Here is a 21,740-nt window from a genome sequence, read left to right on the forward strand (position 1 = left end):
CTGCCTCCATCCTAGGCAACGGTCGGGTGCCGCTCGGCGCCTGCGCGCCGCGCGGCCGTCGCGAGCAGCGGCGATCCTGCCGCTCGGCGGCGACTCCCTGCGCGGCCCACCGCATCCGCAAGCCGACGCTCGGATGCGCCCGCTACGGTGCCGATCGTGCCCACCCCTCCCCCGAGCTGGTTCGAGCGCGACCCTCTCGAGCTCGCGCCGCTGCTGCTCGGCGGCGTGCTGCGGCGGGCGGATGCTTCCGGCGCGGTCGCGGTGCGGATCACCGAGACCGAGGCCTACCGCGGCAGCGACGACCCGGGTGCGCACACGTTCCGCGGGAAGACGGCGAGGAACGCGACGATGTTCGGGCGGGGCGGCCGCGTCTACTGCTACTTCACCTACGGCATGCACCACGCGGTGAACATCGTCGCGGGGCCGGAGGGTCGCGGCTGGGGCGTGCTCGTGCGCGCGGGCGAGGTCGTCGAGGGGCACGGACTCGCGCTCGAGCGGCGCTCGGCGCGGCGCCGCACGACGCCGACGGGCGAGCTCGCGCGGGGCCCGGGAAACGTCGCGCAAGCGCTCGGCGCGACGCTCGTCGACGACGGCGCGGCGCTCGGCGACGCGGAGCTGGGCGATGGCGTGACGGCGGCCGACGGCGTCGAGGCGGCGACGTGGTCGTTCGCGCCGGCCGAGGTGCCGCCGCCATACCGCACCGGGCCTCGCGTCGGTGTCAGCGGACCGGGTGGCGACGCGTACGCCTATCCCTGGCGCTTCTGGGTGCCGGGCGAGCCGAGCGTCTCGGCCTACCGGCCGGCCGTGCAGCGGCAGCGCTGAGCCGCGGGCGCCGAATCGCGCCCTTCGCGCGGCCGTCGCCCCCTTGCGGCGCGAGGAGGCGAGTGACGGCGCTCCGGGGAGGCTACATCCGCTCGGGCGCCGACACCCCGACCGTCGCAAGCGCCGTCCGCAGCACCTGGCCCGCGGCGTCGTTCAGCCACAGGCGCGTGCGGTGCAGCGCCGTGACCTCCTCATCGCCCTGCGGCGCGACGCGCGTCGCGTCGTACCAGCGGTGGTAGAGCCCGGCGAGCTCCTCGGCGAAGCGCGCGACGCGGTGCGGCTCGCGCAGCTCCGCGGCCTGCGTCAGCACGCGCGGGAAGTCCGCGAGCGCGCCGAGCAGCGCCGACTCGGTCTCGTGCGAGAGCAGCTCCGGCTGGAACTCCGAGCGGTCGACGCCCGCCGCGACCGCGTTCCGCGCGACCGCCGACATCCGGGCGTGCGCGTACTGCACGTAGTAGACGGGGTTGTCGTTCGTGCGCTGCGTGAGCAGCTCGAGGTCGATGTCGAGCGGCGTGTCTGCACTCGAGCGCACGAGCGCGTATCGAGCGGCGTCGACACCCACCGCATCCACCAGGTCCTCCATGGTCACGACGGTGCCCGCGCGCTTCGACATGCGCACCGGCTTGCCCTCGCGCAGCAGGTTGACCATCTGGCCGATGAGGATCTCGAGGTGCTCGTGCGGGGTGTCGCCGAACGCCGCGCACATCGCCATCATGCGGCCGACGTAGCCGTGGTGGTCGGCGCCGAGCATGATGATGTTCTGCTCGAAGCCGCGCTCGCGCTTGTTCTGGTAGTAGCCGAGGTCGCCCGAGAAGTAGGCGGGGGCGCCGTTCGAGCGCACGATGACGCGATCGCGGTCGTCGCCGAACGTCGTCGTGCGCAGCCAGAGCGCGCCGTCCTCCTCGAAGACGTGGCCGCGCTCGCGCAGCACCTCGATCGCGCGCTGCACCGAGCCGTCGGACTGCACCTGGTGCTCGTGGAAGAAGACGTCGAAGTCGACGCCGAAGTCGTGCAGGTCGCGCTTGATCTCCTCGAACATGAGCTGCACTCCGCGCTCGCGGAACGTCTCCTGCAGCGCGGCGTCATCGAGGTCGAGCAGGTCGCCGTCGTAGCCGTCGTCGACGCGCCCCGCGATCTCGGCGATGTAGGCGCCGCCGTAGCCGTCCTCGGGCGTCGGCTCGCCGCGGAAGGCGGCGACGAGGCTCTTCGCGAAGCGGTCGATCTGCGCGCCGTGGTCGTTGAAGTAGTACTCGCGGGTGACGAGCGCGCCCTGGCGCTCGAGCACGCGGCCGAGGCTGTCGCCGACGGCGGCCCAGCGCGTGCCGCCCATGTGGATGGGTCCGGTCGGGTTCGCCGAGACGAACTCGAGGTTGATCTTCACGTCCTTGAGCGCGTCGCCCGAGCCGTAGGCGTCGCCCGCCTCGACGATCGTGCGGGCGAGCTCGCCCGCGGCACCGGCCGCGAGCGTGAGGTTGATGAAGCCGGGGCCGGCGACCTCGGCCTTCGCGATGCCGTCGATGGTCGCGAGCTCCGCCGCAACCTCATCGGCGAGCTCGCGCGGCGAGGTGCCGACGCGCTTCGCGAAGCGCATCGCGGCGTTGGTCGCCCAGTCGCCGTGGTCGCGGTTGCGAGGGCGCTCGAGCACGATGTCGGCCTCGCGCACCTCGACCTCGGCCGTTCGTCGGCCCACGGCGCCCTGGACGGCGGCGAGCACGGCGGACGAGAGCGAGGAGGGCTGCATCCCTCTAGGGTACTGCGCGCGCCTCGACCGCCTCGGCCCTGGAGCGCCCGTAGTCTGACAGCATGCCGAGCCGTACCCAGCGCATCCGTCGTCTCCTGCCCGCCGCGATCATCGCCTCGGCGACCGCGCTCGCGCTGACGGGGTGCGAGCCGGGCGTGCTCGCGCCGAGCGAGTCGCCGACGCCGTCGGCCTCGAGCTCGCCCACCGCGACGCCCTCGCCCTCGGCGACGACGACGCCGGTCGAGAGCCCCGAGCCGACGCCCGCGCCGACCGGCTCCGCGCTGCCGACGACCCCGCCCGTCGCGGGCGACGTGCCGTGCTCGCAGGTCTACACGGCCGACCAGCTCTACGCGTTCAACCCGAACTTCGCCCCGTCGAGCGACGCCGGCTCACTGCCGGGCGCGATCTCGGACATCGTGGATGCGGGCGGCACCGTCTGCGCATACCAGCACGTCACGGGCGGCGACCGACTCGTCGTCGGCGTGCTGCAGGAGGCCGCGGGCTTCCAGGCGCCCGCGTTCGAGACGGTCGGCGACCTCGGCGTCGCGACAGCGCCGTCGGGCGGCACGGTCGTGAGCGTCGCCTCGCAGTACTTCACGAGCGAGCAGGACGCGCGCGAGGTGCTCGACCAGGTGATCGCCAACCTGGGCTGACGCCCACCGACTCCCGCTGGTTGAGCCGCTCCGCGCGCGCCAGCGCGCTGAGCGAGTCGAAACCCGCCGAGTCAGCCGATCTTGACGAGCGCCTTCACGTCATCCACCGCACCATCCTCGAGCGCCTCATCCTCCGCCCGCACCGCCACCGACCGCAGTGTGATCGGGTTCCGCGCCGTCGTCGCCCAGGCCGTCTCGAGCGCATCCGCCCCCGTCGCGATGCGGATGAGGCTCTGCCTCGGCGCGAGCCCGGTCGGGTCGACGACGAACCACTCCCCGTCGATGAGCACTTCGGCGACGGCGTGGAAGTCGGGCGGCTGCAGGCCCGGCGCGTAGACGCCGACGTAGCGCGCGGGGATGCCGGCCGCGCGCGCGAGGCTGATCATGACGTGCGCGTAGTCGCGGCACATCCCGCCGCTCTTGCGGATCGTGTCCACCGCGGTGTCGTCGATCTCCGAGAGCGAGGGCGAGTAGGTGAAGCCGCGCGCGATCCAGTTGCGCATCGCGGCGATCTGCTCGTGGCCGCTCGCGCGCCCGAAGCGCTCGTCGACGAAGCCGCGCAGCGCGCTCGCCTCGACGTAGCGCGAGTCGTCGAGGTAGCGCGCCGGGTCCCCCTCCTCGATCGGCCGCTCGAGCCCCGAGACGGCCGATCGGATCTCGACCTCGAGCTGCCCTGCGGGTGCGGTGAAGACGAGCTCGCGGGTGTCGTGCTGAGCCGGTTGGATGCGCCACTCGACGGGCGCGTCGTCGACGGTGACGTCGATGTCGTCGTCGGATGCGTAGGCCGCGGCGGGCAGGACGAGGAGCGTGACGTCGGTCTCACCCACGAGCGACATCGAGAAGGTGGCGTGGGTGGTGCGCATTGCACCGATTCTCCCACACCGCCCTCTCGAGGACGCGCCTCACGGACCGGCGAGCGAGCTGCGGAAGACGTAGAGGTAGCCGACGATCTCTGCCGTGCCGGGCTGGTCGTCGACCGCTGCGGTCAGCGTCGTGCTCGTCACCGAGGCGAGGCGCGTGCCCATCTGCAGCTGCTGCATGAACTCGCCGAGTTCCGTCGTGCCACCGCTCGCCGAGATCGTGAAGGGCAGCGCCGCGAAGTTCTGGTCGTTGATGAGCGGGTTCGTGTGGGGCGTGGGTGCGCTCGGCTCGGAGGGTGCGGCTGCGGGATCCGCGGCCTGGTCGCTCGACCCGTCCGCTGGCTCAGCAGGCTCCGCCGGCGCCTCCTGCACGGGCGGCACGTAGGCGATGGCATCGCTGTTCGTCACCGACTGCAGCGTCACCTCGGTCTCCTCCGCAAGTGCCTCGAGCTGTCGCATGAACTCGGCGTAGCCGGCCTCTGCGGGGATGCCCTCGGCGAGCGAGGCGAGCTCGACCTCGTACTGCGGCAGCTTGGCGGCCGACTCCTCGAGCACCGTGATCCGCGCCTGGTGGATGGCGTTCTGCTGCTCGACCATCGCGAGGTCATCGCGCGCGGTCGCCGCGGCCTGCAGGTCGGGCGAGATGACGCCGAACCACGTGCCGGCCGCGATGCCGACCGCGAGGAGGCCCGAGCCGAGGCTCCAGAGCCGATCCGATGCCTTCACTGCTGGCCCTCCTCGCCGCTGGCTTCCGCATCCGTGCTGCCCTCGGCGCCGGCGGCGGGCTGGCCCTGTTCCGGCTGCGCCTGCACGGTCGGCGGGAAGCGGTTCGTGTAGGCGCCCTCGTCGAGGTGCACGACGAAGGTCGAGTCGACGATGCCCTCCTCAGGTGTCACCGTCTGCGTCGGCACCTGCGCGTCGACGAATCCGGGGATCCCTTCGAGCGCATCCACGACGTCGGGCAGCATCGCGGTGCTCCGCACGGTGAACGTCACCGTCGCGACGCGTGCACCCTGCAGCGGCGCCACCGGCTGCGCGTGCCCGGCCATGGGCGAGCTGCCCTCGGCCGAGACGCTCACGAGCGTCGCCCCCTCCGGCAGGGTCGCGACGATCCCGTCGATCACGCTCCGCCAGTCGATCTCGGTGCCGGTCGCGACCTCGCGCGCCGCCTGGCGCGCCTCGATCTCCGCCTCGACCGCGAGCACGTCGGCGAACTCGGCCTGACGGGCGAGCAGCTCGACGGTCCGCGCCTCAGCGACGGCGAGCTCGACCTCGGCCGCGAGGGCCTGGAGCTTCGCGGCGGCGGTGCCGCCGCCTGCGCTCACGATGAGCACGATGGCCGCCGCGACGATGCCGCGCCGCACCCCTCGGCTCTTGCGCGCGGCCAGCACTTCGCCCGGCAGCAGGTTGACGGCCGGCTGCGTGCCGAGCATCAGCGGAGCGGGCTCGCCGCTCCCGATGGTGATCCCGAAGACCTTCATGCTGCACTCCGCATCGCCAGGCCGAGCGCGACGGCCGCTCGGTTCGCCGCGCCGCTCGTGCGAGGACGGTCGCGCTCCTTCGTCAGCACCGAGGCGAGCGGGTCGCCCCAGTCGATGGGCATGCGCATCACCTCGCCCAGCGCAGCGGGGAACCCGCCGAGGCTCGCGCCGTCGCCCGTCAGCACGACGCGGCGCACCGGCAGGTCGGGTCGCGAGCTCGCGAAGTAGGAGACGGTGTTGCGCACGCCGGTGACGAGCTCGCCCGTCACCTCGCGGATCGCCTCGATGACGGGCTGGTCGTGCGGCATGAAGCCGTTCATGCCGAGGCCGAGCGTGCGCTTCGCGTCCTCCGCGATCGGTCGCTCGAGATGCAGCCGCGTGTGCAGGGTCTGCGTCACCTCGTCGCCGCCGGTCGGGATGATGCGCACGAAGTGCGGCACACCGGCCCGTGAGATGACGACCGTGGTCGTGTGGGCGCCGACGTCGACGACGGCGATCGCGTCGCCGTCGTCGGCCCGCTGCGGCAGCGCCCTCGTGAGCGCGAAGGGCACGAAGTCGACGGCGACCGTCTCGAGCCTCGCGCGCCTGACGGCCTCGATCGTCGAGAGCACGCCCTCCTTGACGGCCGCGACCAGGAGCCCGTGCACCTGGCCGTGGCCAGCGTCGCCGATCGGGTAGAAGTCGAGGATCGCCTCCGAGATCGGCACCGGCAGCAGATCCTGCACCTGGAAGGGCAGCGACTCGCGGATCATCGGCAGTGGCGCGGCCGGCACCGTCAGCTCGCGAGCGAGCACGCGGTCGTTGCCGACGCCCAGGACGACGCGCTTGCTCGTGAACTTGCCGCGCTTCCAGAGCTCACGCAGAGCGCCGGTGACGACGTGCGGCTCCATCACCTCGCCGCGCACGACGGCACCGGGCGGGAGCGCGATCGAGTGGTAGCGCGCGAGCGCCATGCCCTTTCGGGTGCGCGTGACCTCGGCTGCGCGGATGCCCGTCGCGCCGATGTCGAGTCCGACCATGCGGTTCGCCATCGGATCCCCCTTATTCCAGTCCTACGAGCTGCAGGTATCCGTGCCAGATCGGCTCGCCTGCGAAGACGGCCACCGCGGCTGCGAGCAGCATCCACGGGCCGAACGGGATGCCGCTGCCGCGCTTGGCGCGGCCCAGTGCGACGAGCACGAGTGCGAACGCACCGCCGAGCAGGAAGGCGCCGAACCCGCCGACCGCGAGCTCACCCCAGCCGAGCCAGCCGAGCGCCAGGCCAAGAAGACCGGCGAGCTTGACGTCGCCGAGTCCCATGCCGGCCGGGTAGGCGAACGCCATGGCGAAGTAGGCGGCGAAGAGGATGCTGGCGCCCGCCGCGGCGCGGAGCAGCGCTCCCCACTCGCCCGTGACCGCCGCAGCGGTGGCGAGGAGCGCTCCGACGACGATGTACGACGGCAGCACGATGACGTCCGGCAGCCGCTGGGTGTCGAGGTCGATCCAGGCGAGCGCGATGCCGACCGCGGCCAGCACCGCGAACGCGAGCGTCTCGGCGACCGGACCGATCGCAGTGATCGACGGCTGCTCGAGCGCCGCCCACGGCGCGAAGCGCAGCGCGACTGCAGCGAACACGACCCCGGTGAGCAGCTCGATCATCGGATAACGCGGCGAGATCCGCACGCTGCAGTCGCGGCAGCGGCCACGCAGCACCAACCAGCTGACCACGGGCACGTTGTCGAAAGGCCGGATGCGGATCCCGCACCCGCCGCACGCGCTCGGGGGGCTCACGATCGAGCGCCCCGCCGGCACCCGGAAGATAACGACGTTGAGGAACGATCCGATCAGAAGCCCGAACGCACCGGTGACGCCCGCGACCGCCGCGCTCACCGCCAGCTCCCGTCGGCGTTGACCGCGGGATCGACCTCGAACCATGTGGAAACGCCATAGTTGGAGTTCATGGGCGACAGGAAGTGTGGCGGTGAGCGGTAGAGCAGGCGATCGTCGTAGACGTACCTCTTGATGTAGCCGCTGTATTGCGCGACGGCACCTCGATACCGCTGGACGATAGAACCCCGTACGTTCAGCAGTCCGTTCATGTCACCGCCCTTCGTGAAATTCTGGACGGTGAAGCTGCGAAGAGCCATGATCGCGCCATCGATGTGTCGATCAGGACTGTCGATGGAGCAACGGTCTCGACCGCTCACCCTGGTGCAGGAATAGGCGGGGTTGTGCACCCAGACGGTGTTGCCGATAAGTCCCAGGAGGTCGCGATCAGGATCGCCGTACCTGAGGTCCCCCACCACATAGGCATAGTTCTCCGCCGCCAGGGTCACCTGACCGTTCAGAGTGCCCTCGACGAACAGATCGCCATTGGTGCAGCCGTAGGCCGCAACGGTGCCTATCGCGGCGGGTACGATCTCGTTCGGAAGTGGGTAGCCCACACCGTTGCTGTTCGTCGCGTTCGAGCAGTAGGCCGGTTGCGACGCCAGGTAGTTCGGGTCGCCAACGGGACGCGACGCATTCTGCACGTAGATCGCGCCGTTCTCGGGTACGCGCATCCGAGCACCATCGGCGTGGCCGAGCTGGCCGGCGTTCTTGCCGACCGCGCCGCAGCTGGTCGGGTTCGGTGTGCTCGTGAGCGGCCTCGTCGACTTTGTCAACGGCGAGCGCACCTGCATATAGCCATCCCCGGTCAACGTGATCCGGGTGGGACCGGTGAACACGCAACCCCATTCGAGCGCGTCCGTACGGATGTCGGTGTTGGTCTGAGGCATCTCCAGTCGATTGCGATAGAACGGGCCGCCCCATTGCGGATCGCCGCGGTTGAACGTCGCTCGGTCCGTCGAGTCGCACCCAGTGCGCTTGAAGCGCATGCCGGTCGCCGAGTCGCGCTGGGTCCAGGCCGAGGAGACCTCGTCGTTGAAGGTCGCCGTACAGACGACGATCACATCATTGGAGTGCACCCTGCCGGTGACCACGTCGCCGTTGTCGAAGTTGATGTTGGTGCAGGTCGAGGGCCGCGCCCACTGGTAGTTGCTGCACGTGGACGACTGGCCGCTCTGCCACGGATCGAGGGTCTCGAAGTCGGTGAAGTACAGGTACCTGAGGAAGCCATCCTGCCGAAGGTCTGCGATGACAGTACGGATCTCTTGCCCGACCATGCCGGTGGAACGCAGCCGGACCGTCCCGTGAGCGTCGTACTGACTGGCGTCGACCTCGTAGCGGAACAGGGCAGCGCCGTCGCTACCAGCGACGGTTGCCCAGCTGCCGTCGAACCCGAACGCCGGGTTCGAACGGTCGGGGCGTAGGACCGCCGCGCTCGTGCGACTGAACGGCGCGCTGACGTTACCCTTGTACACGTAGTCCCACTGCGCGGTGATGCGACTGGAGTACTCCTCAACTCCCGCGTACGCAGCGGCGAGCGCTCCATTCGTGGAGACATCTTGGCGCGCATGCCGTTGACCCGCCGCGACGAAGGCGATCATGGTCGCGAGCAGAGCGATCGCGAGCGCACCGACGCCCAGCACCATGATGAGCGCGGCGCCGCGCTCGCGATCCTCAATCGGCCGTCGAAGTTGCTGGTACATCATGTTCCCTATCTCGTGGCGTCCAGATTGGGGAGCCCGAGGGTGCGCTCGATGCGGGTGGGAGCGACCCGACCGGTCGAGTCGGCTCGCACCGAGAGCGAAACGCGCACCGCCACGACGAGACCGAGCTCAGCAGACGTGAGCGGACGGTCGATGAGTGAGCCGTCCGCGAGTTCGTAGCGGAACAGCGATCCGACACTCGTTCCGTTGACTCGGCTGCCGGGTACGAGCACATCTCGCGTGATCGTCTGCCGGCTGACGGCCGGTCGATCGAAGACCCAGCGGCCGCTCACGACGCGTCCCATCACGCGGGTCTCGACCAGCTCACCGGACGAAGTGACCTCCAGGGTCACGCGGGTCGGCGTCGTCGGCCCCGACGCGACGTCGGTGTCAAAGAAGGCGTGCAGGGATACGGAGCGCTGATTGCCGGCCTCGAATGCAGGGAGCACTTGCGTACCCCGGCTGACGATCGAGCCCGCGTGGATGACTCGTTCGATGCGCTGCATGCCGACTGAGGCGCCGCCGGTGCTGTCGTGCTGAGCCTCCTGACGCGTGAAGGTACTCGAGAGCGCCACGAAGAGCATTGTCAGGAGCGTCATCACCACAGCTAGCACCGAGATCGCGACGAGCATCTCGATGAGCGTCAGCCCGCGATCCCCTGGACGCGCATTCCGCCGGCTCATGGCGTGCTCGGCAGACGCGGGTCGAGTGTCACGACGTTGGTTCCGCGCACTCTCGCGCCGAATGAAGAGGCCGAGATGGGCACTGGCGTATCGGATCCCACGCGCGTGGCTTCCCACGCACCGAAAGGCAGTGCAATGTAGGTGTTCGCCTCCACGCGGCTTGAGAAGACGAACTCCTGATGACTACTGCACTGCGGGTCACCGGAGCGTCCCTCTGCGCGTCGGACGCGCAGGTTGTTGACTGTGCTGTCTACGCGGATCAGCCCCATTGGCACTTGCAGCGACGCTCGACCGTTCGGTGCGACGCTCACCTCGGGAGATGCGCCTGCAGCGAGTTGTCGGCCCTCGACGACCGCCGTCGGCCAGGACATCGGATCGACCGAGGCGCAAGCGGCCGCTGCCTCGTCGCTGTAGACGCCCGCGAACATGCGATAGGGCACGCGCGGATGGACCTCGATGGCTTGCGCAGTAGTGACTCGCTGTGGGGTCACGTAGCGCGGCCCGTACGTGCTCGCCAAGGTTGCCTGCAACCCACTCGGAATAGTGATGGACGAACCGCGCGGCAATGGGGCGACGGGCACTGGAGTCAGGGTTACGTCGAGCCTCCCACCCAAGTCGTACTGGAACTGGAAGCTCTGCGTGCCGCCGGCTTCGACAACCACGCCGGTACGACTCGGAGTCTTTTCGAAGACGCCAACGTAGTTGGGCTTCGAAAGCGCCACGGTATAGGTGCCCTTGGTGACTTGTAGGAAAAAGGCGCAGCCGAAGGCGTCGGTCTGCGTCGCCGCGATGGGGGCGCCGTCAGCGGTCGGAGTGAGGCTAACGGAGATGCCGGGCGCACCCTCGCCGAGAGAATCGATGACCGACACGAGCACGGTGCCCTTGGTGGAGTCGTTTAGCCGGTCGGGCGAGTCCAGGACAGTGTCGGCGCGAACTGGGGCCCCGCCCGGCCAGGTCACCGTCACGTTCACCCGCTTGTAGCTCAGCGTCTCGCGACCGGTTCCGCAGCTGACGTCTGCGCCGGTCGCGCTCACCCATTCGGTCTCGCGCGTCACGGTGAAGGTCGTGTCGTTGAGCGTGACTGGCCGAGTTACGTCGTTTACGCCGAATAGGTCTCCAGCGTCTCGCACGAGGTCGATCTCTTCGGCGGCGATGTTTGCCGCCACATGCTGATTCTGCGAAGCACGCGTGATGCCGACGAGCTGCACGAGAGAGGAGAGCACCAGGGTCGAGATGATCGCGAAGACGAACATCGCGACCAGCACCTCGATGAGCGTCATCCCGCCTTCGCCAGAGTTGACGAAGCGGACTCGCTCGTTGAGATGGCCCACGGTGCCCTCCTCTCAAGTCATTGGGGCGATTGCAGCCGTCGACCAGCTGCGAACCGAGCCTTTAGCTCACGGGTTGGGGGTTGCCCCGGTCGGCCACGGCTGCAGGCCACCACGGGCGCTGTCGTACTTGAGGTCCTGCGGCAGGTCGGGGTGGTTGACGGTGATGGTGAAGTTGTTGCCGTCCGCGCTCGGCGCGATCGTGATGTAGTTCGACTCCGAACGCGAGGGCTGGAAGCCCTGCGCCTGCAGTTCAGCGAGTGTGTCCAGATCGGTGTACTTGCCGTTCTTGGCGACCGCATACGTCTCCGCCGCAAGCGCCGCGTTCTTCGCGTCCGACTCCGCCTCGGCCTGCCAGGCGCTGGTGCGCTGGTTGAGGAAGACGGGGATCGCGATGCCGGCGAGGATGCCGATGATGATGACGACGACGAGGAGCTCGACGAGGGTGAAGCCGCGCTGCGACTTGCCCTCCTCCTGCAGCATTGCGCGGCGGTCGCCGAGCAGCTGAAGCATCTTCTGCATGATGGGTGGTTCCTTACTTGTTGGGGTTGGGGTTGGGACAGGGGAAGGGATACGTGTGGGTCGAGCGGGTCAGTTGATCTGCTCGAAGATGGAGAAGACAGGCATGTAGAGGGCGATGATCATGCCGCCGATGAGTGCGCCGACGCCCGCGATGAGGATGGGCTCGATGATCGACGTCATCTGCGCGGTTGTGGACTCGATGTCGCTGTCGTAGGAGTCGGCGATCTTCGAGAGCATGAGCTCCATCGAGCCGGCGTCCTCGCCGACCGCAACCATCTGCACGACCATCGGCGGGAAGACGGGCTCCTGCGCGAGCTGCTCGGCGACCGGGCGCCCCTCCCGCACGGCGTCGGCGATGCGGTTCGACGCCTGCAGGATGACGCTGTTGCCCGAGATCTCGCCCACGACCTGCAGCGCGAGTACGATCGGCACGCCCGCCTTCAGCAGCGCCGCGAAATTGCGGGTGAACCGGGTGAGGGCGATCTTGCGCAGCAGGTCGCCGAAGACGGGGAGCTTCAGCAGCGCCGGGTCGAGCACCGCTCGCACCTCGGGCGCGTGCTTGTTCTTGCCCCACCAGACGCTGAAGGCGATCGCCGCGACGATGAGCAGCGGGCCGAGCCACACCATGTTCGCCGAGATGGTGACGAGGATCTGCGTCGGCAGCGGCAGCGCTCCCCCGAGGTCGGCGAACATGCCCTCGAAGATCGGCACGATGAACCAGATCATCGCGATGACGGCGACGATCGCCATGCCGACGACCACGATCGGGTAGGCCATCGCCGACTGCACGGTGCTCTTGAGCTTGACCTCCTTCTCGAAGGCCGTCGCGACCGCGTCGAGCGCGTCGTCGAGGAAGCCGCCCGTCTCGCCCGCGGCGATGAGGTGGATCATGAGCGGCGGGAAGACGTTCCGGTGCTTGCCGAACGCCTGCGAGAGCGTGCCGCCGGTCTCGATGTCGCCGCGCACCTCGGTGAGCACCTTCGCGAGCGTCTTGTTGTCCGTCTGCTCCGAGAGGATGTGGAGGGTGCGGAGGAGCGACAGGCCGGCGCCGATCATGGTCGACATCTGTCGCGCCATGACCGAGAGGTCCTTGAGCTTGACGGCCTGACCGATGTTGAGGTTGATCTCGCGGTTGAGGCCAGTGCCCATCGCCGACTCGTCGACGCTCACGGGCGAGAGGCCCATGTCGCGCATGCGCGAGAGCGCCGCCGCCTGCGTGGGCGCGTCGAGCTTGCCCTTGACGAGCTTGCCGTCGCGCTCGCGGCCCTTGTAGGCCCACGTCTTCGTCGAGGTCATCGCTGCCCCCTCGAGAAGGAGTCGCCGAAGTCGACGCCCGTGTCGAGCGCGGGAGCGATGCCGCCGGTCGCGAGCATGCCGCGCAGCTCGTCGACGTTGTGCGCCTTCTCGCGCGCCGCATCCTCCTTGATGACCCCGCGGTTCACGAGCTCAGCGAGGTGCTGGTCGAGCGTGCGCATGCCGAGCGAGGCGCCCGACTGCAGCGCGCTGCCGATCTGGTGGATCTGGCCCTCGCGGATGAGGTTCGAGACCGCCGACGTGGCGATGAGGATCTCGCTCGCCGCGACGCGGCCCTTGCCGCTCGCGCGCGGCACGAGCGTCTGGCAGACGATGCCCTGCAGCGTCGCGGCGAGCTGCGCACGCACCTGGCCCTGCTGGTGCGGCGGGTAGACGTCGATGATGCGGTCGATCGTCTGCGCCGCCGACTGCGTGTGCAGGGTCGCGAAGACGAGGTGGCCGGTCTCGGCCGCGGTGAGGGCGACCGAGATCGTCTCGAGGTCGCGCATCTCGCCGACGAGGATGACGTCGGGGTCCTGGCGCAGCACGTGCTTGAGCGCCGCCGCGAACGAGTGGGTGTCATGCCCGACCTCGCGCTGGTTGACGACCGCCTTCTTGTGCTGGTGCATGAACTCGATCGGGTCCTCGACCGTCACGATGTGCTCCGCGCGCGTGCGGTTGATGAGGTCGATGAGCGCCGCGAGCGTCGTCGACTTGCCCGAGCCGGTGGGACCGGTGACGAGCACGAGCCCGCGCGGCAGGGTCGCGAAGCGCGTGATGCCCGCCGGGAGGTCGAGCTCCTCCACCGTGCGGATGCGCGTGGGGATGAGGCGGAAGGCCGCGCCCCGCGCGGAGCGCTGCTGGTAGATGTTGACGCGGAACCGCGCCTCGGCGCTCAGGTCGTAGGCGAAGTCGAGCTCGAGCTCCTGCTCGAAGATCTCGCGCTGCTCGGGCGTCATGATGGCGGTGAGCGCCGCCTGCACGCGCGCGGCCGCCCAGACGCCGTACTCCTCGAGCGGCAGGAGCTTGCCGTCCAGGCGCATCGTCGGATGCGCATCCGCCGTCACGTGCAGGTCGGACGCGCCGGCGCGCACGACGGCCTCGAGCGCGAGCAGCAGGTCGCCGTCGCTGCCGGTCGGGGTCGGGAAGGCGGTCGAAGCGGGAGCCGGCGACTCGGTCTGCGCCCACTGCTGGCGCAGCGCCGCACGCGTCGGCATGCCCTGGACGTCGATGCTCATACGATCACCCGCTGCACTTCCTCGACCGTCGTGAGGCCGAGCGTCGCCTTCTCCCACGCGTCCTGCCGCAGCGAGCGCATGCCCTGCTGCGCGGCGACGCGCGCGACGTCGGAGGTCGAGGCGCGCTCGACCGTGAGCCGCTCGATCTCCTCCGAGACGGTCATGACCTCGTGGATCGCGATGCGGCCGCGGTAGCCGGTGCCGGAGCAGTGGGTGCAGCCGACCGCGCGGTGCACGCCGAGCTGGCCGCCGACCTCGAAGCCCATCGCCGCGAACTGCTCAGGGCTGCGGAGGTCGGGCTCCTTGCAGCGGTCGCAGAGGCGGCGCGCGAGGCGCTGGGCGACGACGCAGTCGAGGGCCGAGCCGACGAGGAAGGGCTCGATGCCCATCTCGGTCAGTCGCGTGACGGCGCTCGGGGCGTCGTTCGTGTGGAGCGTCGAGAGCACGAGATGGCCGGTGAGCGACGCCTCGATCGCGATCTGCGCCGTCTCGTGGTCGCGGATCTCGCCGATGAGCACAACGTCGGGGTCGGAGCGCAGGATCGAGCGCAGCGCGGCCGCGAACGTGAGACCCGCCTTCGCGTGCACTTGCACCTGGTTGACCCCGGGCATCCGGTACTCGACCGGATCCTCGACCGTGATGACGTTGACCTCGGTGCGCGCGACGGCGTTGAGGGTCGTGTAGAGCGTCGTCGACTTGCCGGATCCGGTGGGCCCGGTGACGAGGATCATGCCGTAGGGCTTCTTGTACGACGCCTGGTAGCGCTCGAAGTTGTGCGGCAGCAGGCCGAGGTCGGAGAGCTGGAGCTGCGTGCCGCCGGTGTCGAGGATGCGCATCACGACCTTCTCGCCCCACACCGTCGGCAGCGTCGCGACGCGGAGGTCGACCTTGCGGCCGCCGTGCATGACCGACATGCGGCCGTCCTGCGGGCGGCGGCGCTCGGCGATGTCGATGTCGCTCATGATCTTGAGGCGAGAGATGATGCCCTGCTGCATCGTCTTCGGGGCCGACTGCATCTCGTGCAGCACGCCGTCGACGCGGAAGCGCACGCGCACCGATGACTCGCCGGGCTCGATGTGGATGTCGCTCGCGCGGTCCTGCACGGCCTGGTTGACGAGCAGGTTGACGAAGCGCACGATCGGGGCGTCCTCGTCGGCGGCGTCGGCCATGCCGAAGCCGAAGGGGTCGGCGGCGCCCGCTGCCTCCTGCTCCTCCTGGATTGTGGAGGTGATGTCGCTCAGCTCGGAGTCGGCGCGGTGGAAGCGGTCGATCGCTGCGAGCAGGTCGCCGCGCTCGGCGACGACGGGCTCGACGGCGAGGCCGGAGGCCTGGCGCACGTCGTCGATCGCGAGCACGTCGGCGGGGTCGGTCATCGCGACGACGAGCCGGCCCTCCTCGTGCGCGACGGGGAGGAGGATGTGCCGGCGCGCGATCGCGCTCGGCACCCGGGAGGCGGCGGCTCGGTCGACGTTCATCTCGCTCACGACGACGAACGGGAGGCCGGCCTGCTCGGCGCGCACTCGCGCGGCCTGGGCGCCAGTGATGGTGCCGTCCTCGACGAGGGCGCGGATGGCTCCCTCGTCGTCGAGGCCGGCGGCGAGCAGCTGGTCGCGGCGAGCTATCGAAAGCTCGCCGCGACGAGCCAGCAAGTACGTCAGCGACGCCATGGCGTCCGCGCATTCTTGCGCGCCGAGCGATCGGCGCAGGGCGCATCGATCGCACACGACTGTGCGTACATCTCAGGGACCTTCGTGACAGGGCCTTGGAGCTGGGGGCTCCGGTGCTGGGGTGCTTCGATCGATCCTGGGGAGATCGACCGCCGTGAGAGTGGCACACCGATTGCTCGGCACGCAACATTCATGATGCTCAGGGATTCCTCAGGGCTCCGGGTGCTCCCTCAGCATTCGTGCGGATGGGGCACGTTCGGCTTGACCGAGTCGGTCGCCGAGCGCAGACTTGCGACGCCGTCGCGCCTGCGCCGGCACCGAACCGACGGAGCACGACGGCGCATCCGAGCCCGGCCGTGCCCCAGTGGGCGGGCGGCTGCGCACGGATCCGAGCTGCCGATCCTCGCCCCAGTGAGGCCCCATGTCCCAGACAGCACCGACCGGCGCCGACGATGAGCCGATGCTCGGCCTTCGCGAGCGCAAGAAGCGCCTGACGCGGCGCACGATCGCCGAGGCGGCCTTCGAGCTCACGCTCGAGCGCGGCCTCGACGGCGTGACGATCGACCAGATCGCCGAGCGCGCCTTCGTCTCGCCGCGCACCGTGTCGAACTACTTCCCCTCCAAGGAGGCCGCAGTGCTCGCGGTCGACGGCCACGCGCCGCTCGACCTCCTGCACGGCCTCGAGTCACGGCCCGCCGACGAGCCCCCGCTGCAGTCGCTGCGCGAGACGCTCGTCGCGCGCATGCGCGGCATGAGCAAGGCCGATGCGAAGGTGCTGCGGCGGCGCGAGGAGCTCATCGACCGGCACCCCGCGCTGCAGCTGCAGCGCGCGGCGCAGTACGACTCGTTCGAGGATGCGGTGCGGGCGCTGGTCGCGGAGCGCGCGGGCCTCGATGCCGAGGCCGACCGCTACCCGCGGCTCGTCGCCGGCGCGGCGAGCACGGCGGTCAAGACGGCGATGCGCATGTGGATGCACGCCGACGGGGGCGCGAGCGAGATCGCCGAGCTCATCGACCGGGCGTTCCACGACCTCGAGGCGGGCTTGAGCTCGGCCGAGTGAGCCGGCGGTCGGGCGGCTCGTCGCCGCGGTGGTAGATTGATCGACGCTGCCTCGGGCAGCCCGGCCCCCATAGCTCAGGGGATAGAGCGTCTGCCTCCGGAGCAGAAGGCCGCAGGTTCGAATCCTGCTGGGGGCACCGACAGGCGCTGTCGACGGAACACACACCCCGCGGCCCCGCAACACACAGTGGGCGCATCGGGCCGCCAGGACGAAAGCACGTAGGGTTTGCCGCATGGGACGACCTCGCCTCCACGATGAGCACTTGCGCCAGCGCCTGCTCGAAGCCGCCACGGATCTGATGGCGGTCGAGGGCCCCGACTTCTCGCTGCGCCCGCTCGTCGCCTCGGTCGGCACGTCCACGTCGGCGGTCTACTCGCTCTTCGGCTCGCGCGGCGAGCTCGTCGAGGCGATCACCGTCCGCGCCGCCCGCTCCTTCGTCGATGCGCAGCACGCGATCGAGGCGGAGGAGCCCGCAGAGCTCGTGCCCGCGCTCGCGCATGCGATGCGCTCGTGGGCACGCGAGCACTCCGCGATGTTCCAGGTGGTGTTCGGCCGCAGCGAGGACTCCCCCGCCGTCGACGAGGCGCGCGAGAGCACGACCGACCCGCTGCTGCACGCCGTGACCGCGGCGATCGACGCCGGCACGCTGCACGGCGACCCCGTGACCGCCATGCGCACGATCTTCGCGAGCGTGCACGGCTTCATCACGCTCGAGCTGCTCGGCCTCTACCCCGCCGAGCAGGCCGACGACCTCTTCGACGCGCTGCTCGCGGCGATCTGGCGCAGCTGGGCCTCGACCGAGGTGGAGAGCGCCGTCGCCTGACCCTTGTAGCGCATACCCCTCGGGGGTATGATGGGCGCATCATGATCGACCACTCGGCGCCCGGCTACTCGGCTGACAAGGCTGCGCTCCTCAAGCGCCTGCGTCGCGCCGAGGGCCAGGTGCGCGGCGTCGCCCGCATGGTCGACGAGGACGCCTACTGCATCGACATCCTGACCCAGGTGTCGGCCGCGACGAAGGCGCTCGAGACGGTCGCGCTCCAGCTGCTCGAGGATCACCTCGCGCACTGCGTCGCCGAGGCGGCAGAGCGCGGCGGCCCCGTCGCGCAGGAGAAGCTGAGCGAGGCGAGCGCCGCGATCGCGCGCCTCGTGCGGTCGTGACCCCGATCCGCCTCACCTAGGAAGGCAACCCATGCTGCAGAACATCGAGATCATGTCGACCCCCGCCGAGGCCGACGCGCAGCCCCAGGCCGGCGGCTGCTGCGGCGGCGCGTGCCACGCGCCCGCACCGGCTGCCGACGGCGCCGTCTCGCAGTCCTTCGAGGTCGAGGGCATGACGTGCGGCCACTGCGTCTCGTCGGTCACCGAGGAGCTCTCGGGCCTCGCGGGCGTCGAGGGCGTCGAGGTCGAGCTCGTCCCCGGCGGCCGCTCGACGGTCACGGTGGCGTCGGATGCGGCACTGCGCGTCGACGACGTGCGCGCGGCCGTGAGCGAGGCTGGCTACACGCTCGTCTGAGCGATGGCTTCGAGAGCGCCGGCTTCCCTTGAGGGGGCCGGCGCTCTTGGTCTCGACACGACCGGCTGCGCCGGTTCACTCGACCAACGGGTGATGGCGACCGATACCCCTGGGGGGTATCGTCGTGGCATGGCTGAAGCGCAGATCGTCGAGCTCGAGATCGGCGGCATGACGTGCGCGTCGTGCGCCGGCAGGATCGAGCGCAAGCTCGGCAAGCTGCCCGGCGTCGAGGCGAGCGTCAACTACGCGACCGAGGTCGCGCGGGTGACGCTCCCGAGCGGCATGACCGTCGACGATGCGATCCGCACCGTCGAGCAGACCGGCTACACCGCCGCACTGCCCGCGCCCGAGACCGAGCGCGACGAGCACGGGACGCGCCTCGCGACGCGCCTCATCGCATCCGCCGCCCTCGCCGTGCCCGTGGGCGTCCTCTCGATGATCCCCGCCCTGCAGTTCCCCGGCTGGCAATGGGTCGCGCTCGTGCTGACGCTGCCCGTCGCCGTGTGGGGCGCGTGGCCCTTCCACCGCGCCGCTGCGATCAACCTGCGGCACGGCGCCGCCACGATGGACACCCTCATCTCGCTCGGCGTGACCGCCGCGCTCGGCTGGTCGCTGTGGGCGCTCGTGCTCGGCGATGCGGGCCACATCGGCATGCGCATGGAGATGTCGTGGTTCGGCGGGCACGGCGACGAGCTCTACCTCGAGGTCGCCGCGCTCGTGACGGTCTTCCTGCTCGCCGGCCGGGTCATCGAGTCGCGCGCGAAGCGCTCGAACCAGCAGGCGATGCGCGCGCTCGCGCGCCTGGGCGCGAAGGAGGTCACGCGCGTCGGCGCGGCGGGCGACGAGCGCATCCCGGTCGGCCAGCTCGCGGTCGGCGACCGCTTCCGCGTCGTGCCGGGCGAGAAGATCGCGACCGACGGGGTCGTCGTCGAGGGCGCGTCGGCGATCGACGCGTCGCTGCTCACGGGAGAGTCGCTCCCCGTCGAGGTGACGGCCGGCAGCGAGGTCGTCGGCGCGACCATCAACGGCCACGGCATGCTCGTCGTCAGGGCGCGCCGCGTCGGCGCCGACACCGAGCTCGAGCGCATCGCCTCGCTCCTGCGGCGCGCGCAGGACGGCAAGGCCGACGTGCAGCGGCTCGCCGACCGCGTCTCGCAGTGGTTCGTGCCCGCGGTGCTCGTGCTCGCGCTCGGCGCGCTCATCGGCTGGATCGTGCTCACCGGCGACGTCGCCGCGGCCTTCACCGCCGCCGTCGCGACGCTCATCATCGCTTGCCCGTGCGCGCTCGGGCTCGCGACGCCGACGGCGCTGCTCGTCGGCACGACGCGCGGCGCCGAGCTCGGCGTGCTCATTCGCGACGCTCGCGTGCTCGAGTCGAGCCGCGGCATCTCGGCCATGCTCGTCGACAAGACCGGCACCGTCACCGAGGGTCGGATGCGCGTCGAGGGCGTCGTCGCGGCTGCCGGTGAGGACGCCGACGAGGCGCTCCGCATCGCGGCCGCCGTCGAGCGCGCGAGCGAGCACCCGATCGCGCGGGCGATCGCGGCCGCTGCGCCGGACGCGCCGGTCGCGAGCGACGTGCGCGCCGCCCAGGGCGCCGGCGTCGTGGGCGTCGCCGAGGGCCGCGCCGTGCAGGTCGGCAAGCCCGCGTGGCTCGCCGACGACTGGGGCGTGTCGATGCCGAGCGAGCTCGCGGATGCGTTCGAGCGCTTCGAGCGCAAGGGCGCGACCGCGCTCGCGGTCGCGTGGGATGGTCGGATGCGCGCCGTGATCGGCGTGCGCGACACCGTCAAGGCGACGAGCCGCGCCGCGGTCGAGCGGCTCGCGCGGCTCGGCGTCGAGGTCGTCATGCTCACGGGCGATCACGAGCGGGCTGCCCGCGCGGTCGCCGACGAGGTCGGCATCGAGCGGGTCATCGCCGGCGTGAGCCCCGCCGAGAAGGTCGACGCCGTGCGCGCCGAGCAGGCTCGCGGCGCGAAGGTCGCGATGGCCGGCGACGGGGTCAACGACGCCGCGGCGCTCGCGGCGGCCGATCTCGGTCTCGCGATGGGCACCGGCACCGACGCGGCGCAGCAGGCCGCCGACATCACGCTCGTGCACGGCGACCTCGCGGGCGCCGCCGACGCGATCGCGCTCTCCCGCCGCACGCTCCGCACCATCCGCGGCAACCTCTTCTGGGCCTTCGCCTACAACGTGCTCGCGATCCCGCTCGCGATGGCCGGCATGCTGAGCCCGCTCATCGCGGGCGCCGCGATGGCCTTCTCGAGCGTCTTCGTCGTGCTGCACTCGCTCACGCTGCGCTGGTTCCGCCCGATCGCCTGAGCGAGGTGCACGGCGCGCAATGCTGCTCTGGCGCGCCGCGAGCGACAGGTCTAGCATCGGCGGCACTCGACGCCGTGCTGGCGTCGCGGCTCCTCCGGGGGTGACCATGGCGCGCGAATCGCGATCGGTCGAGGGCGGGAGGTTCCTCGACCTGCCGGGCCTGCGGATGCACGTGGTCGAGTCAGGCTCGGGCACGCCGGTCGTGCTCGTGCACGGGTTCCCGCAGAGCTCGCGCGAGTGGGCGCACGTCATGCCGCTGCTCGAGCCGCACGCGCGCGTGATCGCGCCCGACCTGCGCGGCGCCGGTCGCAGCGAGGCGCCCGACGGCCCCTACCGGCTCGACACGATGTGCGGCGACCTCGTCGAGCTGCTCGACGCGCTCGGCATCGAGCAAGCGGTCGTCGTCGGGCACGACATCGGCGCGCTCGGCGCGCTCGGGCTCGCGATGGACCGGCCCGAGCGCGTCTCGCACCTCGTCGTGCTCTCGGTCCCTCCGATGTACGTAAAGCGGTCCCCCGCGCTGCTGCGCTCGGCGCGCCACTCGTGGTACCAGGTGGCGCTCGCGATGCCGGGTATCGGCGAGCGGCTGCTCGGCGGCGGCGCCCAGCGGCTGCCGCGCTGGCTCCTCTCGACCTCCGCCGTCCGGGGTGGGGCGAGCGAGCGCGATCGCGAAGCGTACATCGCACGGCTGCGCGAGCCCGATCGCGCCAGGGCCGGCTCCCGCACCTACCGCCAGCTCGTCGTGCCCGAGATCCTCCGCATCCTGCGCGGCGGCTACCGCGACCGGTTGCCGACGATGCCGACGCTCGTGCTCTACGGCGCCGACGACCCGCTCGTCTCGCGCGCCGTGCTCGACGACGTCGAGCGCTTCGCGCCGAGCATCCGCGTCGAGGAGCTGCCGGGCACCGGCCACTGGCTCGTCGACGAGCAGCCGGCCGAGGTCGCGCGCCGGATCCTCGAGTTCGCCGGGATCGCGACGGAGTGA

Annotated in this window: 21 protein-coding genes, 1 tRNA gene and 1 pseudogene; 9 read left to right on the top strand and 14 right to left on the bottom strand. The window is 70.8% G+C overall.

The genetic code is table 11. The features are described from left to right. Positions 1–156: 156 nt before the first annotated feature. Positions 157–822 (top strand): DNA-3-methyladenine glycosylase, encoded by a 666-nt coding sequence (locus JSQ78_RS05000; protein ID WP_211449878.1) that lies wholly within the window; start codon positions 157–159, stop codon positions 820–822. Between the two features lie 82 nt (positions 823–904). Here JSQ78_RS05000 and argS read toward each other — a convergent pair whose 3' ends face one another. Further along, entirely contained in the window at positions 905–2,563 is a 1,659-nt protein-coding gene (gene argS, locus JSQ78_RS05005; protein WP_211449879.1) for an arginine--tRNA ligase, read from the bottom strand. A gap of 62 nt (positions 2,564–2,625) precedes the next feature. Here argS and JSQ78_RS05010 point away from each other — a divergent pair, with 62 nt between their 5' ends. Continuing rightward, positions 2,626–3,216: a hypothetical protein gene (locus JSQ78_RS05010; protein WP_211449881.1), complete on the top strand. Its 591-nt coding sequence runs from the start codon at positions 2,626–2,628 to the stop codon at positions 3,214–3,216. A gap of 71 nt (positions 3,217–3,287) precedes the next feature. Here JSQ78_RS05010 and JSQ78_RS05015 read toward each other — a convergent pair whose 3' ends face one another. The 13 genes and pseudogenes from JSQ78_RS05015 to JSQ78_RS05070 all read right to left on the bottom strand — a co-directional run bounded on the left by JSQ78_RS05015 (position 3,288) and on the right by JSQ78_RS05070 (position 15,857). Next, positions 3,288–4,079 (bottom strand): transglutaminase-like domain-containing protein, encoded by a 792-nt coding sequence (locus JSQ78_RS05015; protein ID WP_211449883.1) that lies wholly within the window; start codon positions 4,077–4,079, stop codon positions 3,288–3,290. A 39-nt stretch (positions 4,080–4,118) separates the two neighbouring features. After that, positions 4,119–4,802 carry a hypothetical protein gene (locus JSQ78_RS05020; protein WP_211449885.1) on the bottom strand — a complete coding sequence of 228 codons (684 nt, stop codon included), beginning with the start codon at positions 4,800–4,802 and terminating at the stop codon, positions 4,119–4,121. After that, positions 4,799–5,557: a PilN domain-containing protein gene (locus tag JSQ78_RS05025; protein ID WP_211449887.1), complete on the bottom strand. Its 759-nt coding sequence runs from the start codon at positions 5,555–5,557 to the stop codon at positions 4,799–4,801. The genes JSQ78_RS05020 and JSQ78_RS05025 overlap by 4 nt, the downstream gene beginning before the upstream one ends. Continuing rightward, positions 5,554–6,588 carry a type IV pilus assembly protein PilM gene (gene pilM / locus JSQ78_RS05030; RefSeq protein ID WP_211449888.1) on the bottom strand — a complete coding sequence of 345 codons (1,035 nt, stop codon included), beginning with the start codon at positions 6,586–6,588 and terminating at the stop codon, positions 5,554–5,556. Before pilM ends, JSQ78_RS05025 begins: the two co-directional genes overlap by 4 nt. Before the next feature lie 10 nt (positions 6,589–6,598). Next, complete coding sequence (locus JSQ78_RS05035; RefSeq protein ID WP_349305142.1) at positions 6,599–7,195, bottom strand: prepilin peptidase; 597 nt, start codon at positions 7,193–7,195, stop codon at positions 6,599–6,601. 9 nt (positions 7,196–7,204) lie between these two features. After that, positions 7,205–7,471 (bottom strand): annotated as a pseudogene (locus tag JSQ78_RS14060) (prepilin peptidase); the annotation flags it as partial. Beyond that, entirely contained in the window at positions 7,423–9,129 is a 1,707-nt protein-coding gene (locus tag JSQ78_RS05040; protein WP_211449892.1) for a Rossmann-fold NAD(P)-binding domain-containing protein, read from the bottom strand. The gene JSQ78_RS05040 and the pseudogene JSQ78_RS14060, both read right to left, overlap by 49 nt. A 5-nt stretch (positions 9,130–9,134) precedes the next feature. Continuing rightward, positions 9,135–9,758: a hypothetical protein gene (locus JSQ78_RS05045; protein WP_211449894.1), complete on the bottom strand. Its 624-nt coding sequence runs from the start codon at positions 9,756–9,758 to the stop codon at positions 9,135–9,137. Between the two features lie 47 nt (positions 9,759–9,805). Beyond that, positions 9,806–11,140, bottom strand: coding sequence for a prepilin-type N-terminal cleavage/methylation domain-containing protein (locus JSQ78_RS05050; protein WP_211449895.1), 1,335 nt, complete (start codon positions 11,138–11,140; stop codon positions 9,806–9,808). Positions 11,141–11,206: 66 nt separating this feature from the next. Further along, positions 11,207–11,659, bottom strand: a complete 453-nt coding sequence (locus JSQ78_RS14005; RefSeq protein ID WP_283245034.1) for a type IV pilin protein — start codon at positions 11,657–11,659, stop codon at positions 11,207–11,209. Between the two features lie 69 nt (positions 11,660–11,728). After that, on the bottom strand, positions 11,729–12,955 hold the full coding sequence (locus JSQ78_RS05060; RefSeq protein ID WP_211449897.1) for a type II secretion system F family protein: 1,227 nt from the start codon (positions 12,953–12,955) through the stop codon (positions 11,729–11,731). Further along, positions 12,952–14,190 carry a type IV pilus twitching motility protein PilT gene (locus tag JSQ78_RS05065; RefSeq protein ID WP_283245035.1) on the bottom strand — a complete coding sequence of 413 codons (1,239 nt, stop codon included), beginning with the start codon at positions 14,188–14,190 and terminating at the stop codon, positions 12,952–12,954. Before JSQ78_RS05065 ends, JSQ78_RS05060 begins: the two co-directional genes overlap by 4 nt. Continuing rightward, positions 14,187–15,857 (bottom strand): GspE/PulE family protein, encoded by a 1,671-nt coding sequence (locus JSQ78_RS05070; protein WP_211449899.1) that lies wholly within the window; start codon positions 15,855–15,857, stop codon positions 14,187–14,189. The genes JSQ78_RS05065 and JSQ78_RS05070 overlap by 4 nt, the downstream gene beginning before the upstream one ends. 421 nt (positions 15,858–16,278) lie before the next feature. On the opposite strand from JSQ78_RS05070, the gene JSQ78_RS05075 reads away from it, so the two are divergent. The 7 genes from JSQ78_RS05075 to JSQ78_RS05105 all read left to right on the top strand — a co-directional run bounded on the left by JSQ78_RS05075 (position 16,279) and on the right by JSQ78_RS05105 (position 21,740). After that, the gene (locus tag JSQ78_RS05075) at positions 16,279–16,917 is read left to right on the top strand and encodes a TetR/AcrR family transcriptional regulator (protein ID WP_211449901.1); all 639 of its coding nucleotides are present in this window, start codon (positions 16,279–16,281) and stop codon (positions 16,915–16,917) included. A 63-nt stretch (positions 16,918–16,980) separates the two neighbouring features. After that, positions 16,981–17,053: transfer RNA gene (locus tag JSQ78_RS05080), tRNA-Arg, on the top strand. Positions 17,054–17,149: 96 nt separating this feature from the next. Then, positions 17,150–17,740, top strand: coding sequence for a TetR/AcrR family transcriptional regulator (locus JSQ78_RS05085; protein WP_211449903.1), 591 nt, complete (start codon positions 17,150–17,152; stop codon positions 17,738–17,740). A 41-nt stretch (positions 17,741–17,781) separates the two neighbouring features. After that, complete coding sequence (locus tag JSQ78_RS05090; RefSeq protein ID WP_211449905.1) at positions 17,782–18,078, top strand: metal-sensitive transcriptional regulator; 297 nt, start codon at positions 17,782–17,784, stop codon at positions 18,076–18,078. A gap of 31 nt (positions 18,079–18,109) precedes the next feature. Continuing rightward, complete coding sequence (locus tag JSQ78_RS05095) at positions 18,110–18,433, top strand: heavy-metal-associated domain-containing protein (protein ID WP_249295932.1); 324 nt, start codon at positions 18,110–18,112, stop codon at positions 18,431–18,433. 129 nt (positions 18,434–18,562) lie between these two features. Further along, positions 18,563–20,755 carry a heavy metal translocating P-type ATPase gene (locus JSQ78_RS05100; RefSeq protein ID WP_211449907.1) on the top strand — a complete coding sequence of 731 codons (2,193 nt, stop codon included), beginning with the start codon at positions 18,563–18,565 and terminating at the stop codon, positions 20,753–20,755. A gap of 106 nt (positions 20,756–20,861) precedes the next feature. Continuing rightward, complete coding sequence (locus tag JSQ78_RS05105) at positions 20,862–21,740, top strand: alpha/beta fold hydrolase (protein ID WP_211449908.1); 879 nt, start codon at positions 20,862–20,864, stop codon at positions 21,738–21,740.

It is taken from the genome of Agrococcus sp. Marseille-Q4369 (genome assembly GCF_018308945.1).
Taxonomy (GTDB): Bacteria; Actinomycetota; Actinomycetes; order Actinomycetales; family Microbacteriaceae; genus Agrococcus.